The sequence below is a fragment of the Candidatus Neomarinimicrobiota bacterium genome, assembly GCA_022573815.1.
Lineage (GTDB): Bacteria > Fidelibacterota > SORT01 > SORT01 > SORT01 > JACZTG01.
Genome location: JACZTG010000049.1, coordinates 1 through 6,887 on the forward strand (window position 1 = coordinate 1; position 6,887 = coordinate 6,887).

6 protein-coding genes are annotated in these 6,887 nt (G+C 41.8%); all 6 read right to left on the reverse strand.

All coding sequences use genetic code 11. The features are described 5' to 3' along the window. The coding region (locus IIB39_11005; GenBank protein ID MCH8929226.1) for a PAS domain S-box protein at nt 1-1,956 on the reverse strand (1,956 nt) is incomplete at its 3' end. 656 nt (nt 1,957-2,612) lie between these two features. After that, entirely contained in the window at nt 2,613-3,590 is a 978-nt protein-coding gene (locus tag IIB39_11010) for a hypothetical protein (GenBank protein MCH8929227.1), read from the reverse strand. After that, nucleotides 3,587-4,369 carry a molecular chaperone TorD family protein gene (locus IIB39_11015; GenBank protein ID MCH8929228.1) on the reverse strand — a complete coding sequence of 261 codons (783 nt, stop codon included), beginning with the start codon at nt 4,367-4,369 and terminating at the stop codon, nt 3,587-3,589. Before IIB39_11015 ends, IIB39_11010 begins: the two co-directional genes overlap by 4 nt. Before the next feature lie 13 nt (nt 4,370-4,382). Beyond that, nucleotides 4,383-5,633, reverse strand: a complete 1,251-nt coding sequence (locus tag IIB39_11020) for a 4Fe-4S dicluster domain-containing protein (protein MCH8929229.1) — start codon at nt 5,631-5,633, stop codon at nt 4,383-4,385. 58 nt (nt 5,634-5,691) lie between these two features. Continuing rightward, on the reverse strand, nt 5,692-5,991 hold the full coding sequence (locus IIB39_11025; protein MCH8929230.1) for a hypothetical protein: 300 nt from the start codon (nt 5,989-5,991) through the stop codon (nt 5,692-5,694). Between the two features lie 11 nt (nt 5,992-6,002). Then, nucleotides 6,003-6,869, reverse strand: a complete 867-nt coding sequence (locus tag IIB39_11030; GenBank protein ID MCH8929231.1) for a hypothetical protein — start codon at nt 6,867-6,869, stop codon at nt 6,003-6,005. Nucleotides 6,870-6,887: the final 18 nt, after the last annotated feature.

Sequence of the window (6,887 nt, forward strand, 5' to 3'; positions counted from 1 at the left end):
TCTTTCCTCTGATTCTTTTAGCTTTTCTTCTGCTTGCTTGCGCTGCACGACTGAGCCTAATTGAGCCGCAACGGCTGAAACGATCTCAACCTTTCTCTTGTCTTCTTTAAAAGATTGGAAATTGAAGAATACAAGTACAGCTATCACCTGATCGGCGGCGATTAGAGGAACGCCAAATCCCGCTTTAAGACCAGCATCCTGTACATATTTTGCTCTATGAAAAATTTTCTCCGATTCTATTGAAGTATTCTTAATCCACATTGGTTTTTTGGATGACCATACTTTCCCGGGAAGCCCTGAGTTCAGTGAAAATGTGAACTTCTGACTCACTCTTTTAAAGTCTTTCAACTTTTCGCTATTGCTGCTATACCAGACCGGACCATATTCAAGTAGTGTACTATCGGAATTAAGAATCCACGACTCCCCAAAATCCCAACCAATAGAGTTGCAAACTTTCTTAAGTGTAATCTCAAGTGCTGAGTGAAAGCCCTGAGATTCATTGACGGCTTGTGTTATTGACTGCAAGAGATGAATATTCTCACCTGCTTTTGTGAGCTCACGCTCCATTCGCAGCGCTTGTATTATATTCCCACTCGTTCTGAAAAATGGTTCAAGAAAATCAACTAATTTCTCATCATACCCTCCCGGTCGGTTTGCAATTCCAAGCATTCCCACCATCTCTCCCTCACTATACAACGGTACGCCCAAAAAGGAGTTGAGAGGTGGATGCCCTTTTGGTTTCCCACGACCTCTTGGGTCATTTGATGGATCGTTCGATATTACCGGTTCACCGGATTTAACAACCGCACCATACAACGTATCAAGGTTTCTAAATTCTAAACCCTTCGGAGCGTTTTTCTTATAGAACTTTTTAGTCTCTCTGTTCCAGGCTACGTTTGTTATTGCGAATGATTTCAAATAAGGCGCTCCGTCTGAGTCGTGGAGAACCTCGCAGATAAAACCATATTCGCTTTGAGTCATAGAAAGTAAATATTCCAATTGCTTATCGAATATTGCCTTCTTGTCCGATTCCTTAATGTAATCAGCCTGTATTCTATTGAGAGCTTGTAACAAATTATTGCTTTTGTGTATATCCATCTCCGCTGCTTTGCGCTGTGAAATGTCCCGGATTGCGGTAAGCCTTACTTTCTCTCCGTTGTATGAAATCTTTACCCCTTGAGCCTCAAAATGGAAAGTGGACTGGTCTTTTCTCACTGCAACAGCTTCATACGGTTTTTCAATATCGTTTTTAATGTTCGTCATCACCAATTCTTGATATTCAGGAGCAGTCAGTTCAAGAGCGGTCATTCCAATCATTTCTGACTGTTTATAACCGAACATCTTGGCAAATTTCGGGCTGGTTTCTACAATTTTACCTTTTTCTGCTATTACTATCGCTTCAAATGCTGTTTCTGATAATGTGCGGAAACGTTCCTCGCTTTCTCTTAACCCTTCTTCAATCTTACTCCTTTCTGCAACTTTCTTCAGGAGATTATTATTAGACCTCTTCAGATCTTTCGTACGTGACTCAACCATCTCCTCGAGATGTTCTCTATACTGTGCCAATTCGATTTCATTCTGTTTTAGTCCTGTGATGTCCCGTAAAATTCCGGTAAAATACCGCACACTGTCTATCTTTATCTCAATTATAGAAAGATGTACCGGAAAAGTAGTACCATCCTTTTTTCTGCACAACACATCTTTACCTTTACCAATAACTCTTTTATCTTTCGTTTTAATATAGCGTGAAATATAGGAATCGTGTTTAATACCATCGGGGTCAGGCACAAGAACACTGACATTTTTACCAACCAACTCATTTTGGGTGTATCCAAATATTCGCTTAGATGCGGAGTTAACCCACTCTATGATACCCTTTTCATTGATTCTAATAATTACATCAAGCGCATTCTCGACTATCGCCTGTAGATGAGCATAATCATCGCTTTGCCGCATTATCACCCCTCCTCCACAGATTTTAAATTATAATATAGCTAAGTTGTAACTTTTACACCACCGTATGTGATGAAGCTCACAAGCATTTATTTTCAACAAATATTCCCTGACCAGCTTAATTTACTTGGAACATTAACTCTGTTGTTCAATGACGATTATTTTCCCCGCTCGTATTGCCACATGAATAAATCATACCCAATTCGAAAATTTGCCTCATGAATAATCTTACCCCGGAGTTCAGTCGTAAAATTATCTTTTGACAACAATTCATCTTTCATCCACTCTTATACAAAATTTAATGTCGCCTTTCCACTCCATTCTTTAACACGTCTTTAGTAGAGTTCGGAGTGGACATCCCCTGTATTGACCAGGATAATGTTCCTGCAGTTCAATAAAAAGGGATTTGGATTTGCGCTCCGGATGTTCTTCCAACCAGGAACAGATTTCATCCCACACATATTCAAAGGGTCCTTTTGCTACGTCATTAATATGGAACCCTTTGGGGAGGTTTTACGCGGTAAGATTCCCTGTATCGAGCAACTAATTGTGTCAACAACTCTCTCATCGTTTTGAAACTCTTTGCTAACCTCATTTAAGTACCCTCCGCTTATTTTTCTTAAAAATTGGGCTACATTTCCCGTTAGGCAACAGCTTTCTTAAAGCGCGATTTTAGGTGAGGCAATGCGTACTGTGAACCGGGATTCGTAAATATCAATACATTGGCCGCAGATTGGATCTGATAATTTCCAGTTCGGATTTTCGTTTTGAATAACATTTATTATCTCTTTTGGAAATTGCTCCGGAATTATTGATAGATCAGTTGAGCTGAAGGTGCACAACGAGCAGTTACCTTTTCTGACATCTTTGGCATTATTACGGTCTTCCAGCCAGCCGAGGGGATCTACGGCGAAATCTTCCAATTCTTCATGCGTTGGGTTGGGATTATCAAAAAAATAATCAAACAATTTTGAAGATTCCCTTTGAGGTAACTGAAATGTTTGTCGAAACTTTTCGAAATGTGCTTCTTTCGATAATGAGGTTTTAAATTCATTATTCAACAATCTACCGTCCACTGTCAAATCCCATAATACACCGTACCTTTGCAGGAATAGCGAGTCTATTAACGCACTTTTCTTAGGATTGGATGAGTTGAGCTTGTATCCGAAGTCAGGGTTTAGTATGTCTTCAATATGCTGAAGTTCGTGTCTAAGAAAATCAAGCAGTCTATCCGGTTGACAAAATTGTTCAGACGCCAGCGAAATTAGGATTGACGTAGTCTTTTCATCATCGGAATACTGTTTGTCATTCTTTCTAAAAAGTTCTGCGCCCTCCTTATTCTTAGAAGGCGCTTGAACAATCGCCACACGGTCGACCTTTGAAGCAATATGTGGATAAGAACATAAAGACTTAACTAAAGGAGTATCAAGCTCAAGTTTCGCAAACCAGGACAGATGAAAATTTTGAAATGCAGAATCTCTTTGTTCTGTATCCTCTATTTTGTAAAGTGCATTCCGTTCCTCCCTAAATACTGTTTCTTCATTCTGACCGTTTATGAAACACATAACCGCTTCTTCAATCAACGTCGGCGAGTATTCCAGGAGAAATTTTATTTCAGCGTTTGTTTTCTGCTTCAACTTACAAGTTCATCCGTTGACTTACCATCTCCTGCTAAATCCTGAACATCGCCGCTAAATTCACAATCAAAACACTCGTCCACTTCAACGCTGGACCTGAGATGCAGCTTCTCCGAACCAGATTTTAATTCGAATCGAACACATTCTAATTGAATGAAGTTTTGCAGCAATCTACCGAGATTACCGTAAAATCCGCCCTGGTCTTCCTTTATACAAAGGTGACTAAATGTCGGAGTAAACCGCGCGAGGTGGTCTTTCAGAAAAGAGCGTTCAGCCTTCAGGGTTTCTTTCAACAATGCCGATTTTTCATTTTGTATCGCATATGCTTCTTTTCTTGTGAGAAAACACATGAATTCCAATTCACAGCTGATATGATCGATTCTCTCATGCTCGGCTACATTTAATTTTAGACCAAACGCAGTTAAAAATCCCGATATATCAGCCAGCTGATGCGGTTGTTGGAAGAGATTCTTATCGCCAAATTCTGTTTCGTACGGCGGTACACTCGAGCGTGCGCTGTGACCGAACAAATTGTAATAGATACTTTTCAATTTATCTACCATCTCAGCATCTACTCTCATCGCAAGATTTGAGACATCCTCCACAAGATTCTCGTCAAATATTGAAACCAGCTCGGCAAAGAGCAAGTTCTGTTCATTCGATATTAGCCTTCTGACGGTCTCTTCAGTCGGAGGCCGGAATCCGAGAGTTAATGCCTCATATATTCCGCTTCTGCAAAGAGCAATTTCAGCGTCATTAGTATTTCTTCTATTTGTCATATCACTATCCTGTTTAAATTGAGTTAGCGTATTTTTTGGGTCTTTCGTAAACCGGTTCGTCAATAGTCGTACGGAAAAGTTCTGTACCGTCTTTGCCGTACGCAATGACCGTATCATTATAAATAATGACGGGTTTACCCCTGATAGTGCCTTCATAGATTTTAGGACCTTTCTCAAACTCGTAACTGAATATTATCCGGTTTGAACGCCTGAAGAGTTGTAACACTGCTAACAGCTCTCGGCTCGGATTCATATAATTTTCTATAGCCTGATCGACTCCGGGACCGAACATTTGTTTAAGATATTTCCTCGGCACCCATCTGGGTGGAATGTAATATCCATTTGGGGATGTTCCGAACTGCGGGTAAAGCGGAAGAGCCACTTTCGCTTCATGAACCATATAATACAACGGATTGTATCGATCTTTCTTCCAACTACCGTCGTTGTTCATCTTGACCAAACCCTGCATCCTCATCTGACCTATACAAGCCGCCATACAGCGTGTTTCCATAGGAGTTCCTTCGGACTCCGGATCGGATCCCTCAACGCGCGGATAACAGCCAACGCACTTTTCGGTGATTCGTGTATTGCCCCTGTACATCGCCTTTTTGTATGGACATGCTTCCACACATTTTCTATAACCGCGGCATTTTTCCTGATCAATTAAAACTATGCCGTCTTCCGGTCTCTTGTATATTGCCTCGCGGGGGCAAGCGGCAAGGCAAGCCGGATAACTGCAGTGATTACATATTCTCGCTAAATAGAAGAACCATGTTTTATGAGTTGGCAGTTCAACACCTTCCTTGTCCAGCTCGTTGACCTTTCCGAGTTTTCCTTGAGGGTTATCCTCATAAATATTCGGAGAATTCCACTCGTAATCTGCCGGAAGATAACCTAAAACACGCGAGCTGTTCGGCAGCAATCTCTTTTTGATAGCTTCAAAGATCGTCTTTCCTTCAAATCTGTATTTTCCGTTTCTCTTCCTCCAGTTCTGTTTACCCGGATTAGCTTCCTCAAGAAGTTTGAGGATTTTCGCATCCCAAAATTGAGGATATCCGCCATACGGCTTGGTTTCCACATTAGCCCACCACATCTGTTCCTGTCCCTTGCTGAACGTCCATGTGGATTTGCAAGCCATCGTACACGTCTGACATGCGATGCAGCGGTTTATGTTGAATACGAATGCGAACTGGCGATCAGGATACGCTCCCACGTATGGATAATCCATTTCTCGATTTATCTGCCAATTTTTAACTTTAGGCACAGTACTCCTCCTTTTGCTGATAATTCGTTAAATATTTATATTTTCTCGATCTCATTTCTTATTCTTGATGTGGGTTGCTGTTGTTTACACGATCAATTATTCTGACGCTTCCCCACACAGAGATACATTCGTCTACGATAGTTTCGATCTCATTTTCTCCAAGCTGAAGATAAGCTCGGTGGGCTCCTGCATATTCGCTTTTACTGAATATTCCCATCAGTTTCTTTTTATCCATCCCAAGTCGAGCGAACTCTTCGGCAAAAACGTAAGCCATATCTTTCGCAGCGTCTTCATCAATTTCAAGCTCGACACCGACTAATACATTAGGATCGCTTGGATCCGGATCATTATAAGGCATACTTTCTCCTTCTATTCTTTCATGTCGATTAAACCACCGGCGATGTATCTCTTCATGAACTCGCTCTCATTGTCCGGCGTGAATCCTGTCGTAGCAGGTTGCCAAATTCCAAGCCCTCCCATCCCTCCGTCTTCAGCTTTTGTCACCTTCACAAGCGTTTCCTTCGGGACGGTGTTTACGGCATGATTGTCCGATTCACCTCCGAATATAAATCCCATGTAGGCTTTCGTTTTATGGAAAAGGGTATCAGTTTGGTGCATCGGCATATGCCAATTACGAGTTATTGACTGTTGCGAACCGTAACGCAGGTTCGCCTGATATCCCGTATTGGCGGACAACGCTCGTCCGTCAGGTCGTGATTCATGAGCTCTTACGCTTTTCTCCGTCGCGATGAACGGAGCATGCTTCATCATCACAATATTATATGGATAAGCGTGGCTATATTTTGCTCTCAACATACACCTTGAAACGCGGTAGAAGAAATCTCCCGGTTTGGCGCCTATATATGGTCTGTCGGCAGGATTTGCGTCTATGTAAACATAATCCCCATCTTCTATTCCAAGGTCACGCGCTGCCGCAGGATTAATATGGAGCTGATGCTCACCTACGCACGGTGACCGTTTGTCCAGTCTGTACGGATCGCCGAAATTTGAATCGTACAGCATATGCCAGTCAACGTTCGACCATCCACTGTGAACTCTGTGACGAGTCTTAGGCGTTAAACAATAAAATGTAAATCCTTTCTCCCAGAGGAAGTTCTTTGTCTTTCTCGCCTTCTTCCAGCTCATTTTAATGTTGCGTATAGTCCGATCATCCCAATGCTCTGCCTTTATCGAAATCCCGTAATCATCCGGACGTATGTATGGGTTTGAACTCACTATAACGTTCGGCAGGTA

Coding starts and splice junctions, on each gene's coding strand:
- IIB39_11015 (MCH8929228.1), bottom strand. CDS start 4,369: ATGACAAATAGAAGAAATACTAATGACGCTGAAATTGCTCTTTGCAGA.
- IIB39_11025 (MCH8929230.1), bottom strand. CDS start 5,991: ATGCCTTATAATGATCCGGATCCAAGCGATCCTAATGTATTAGTCGGT.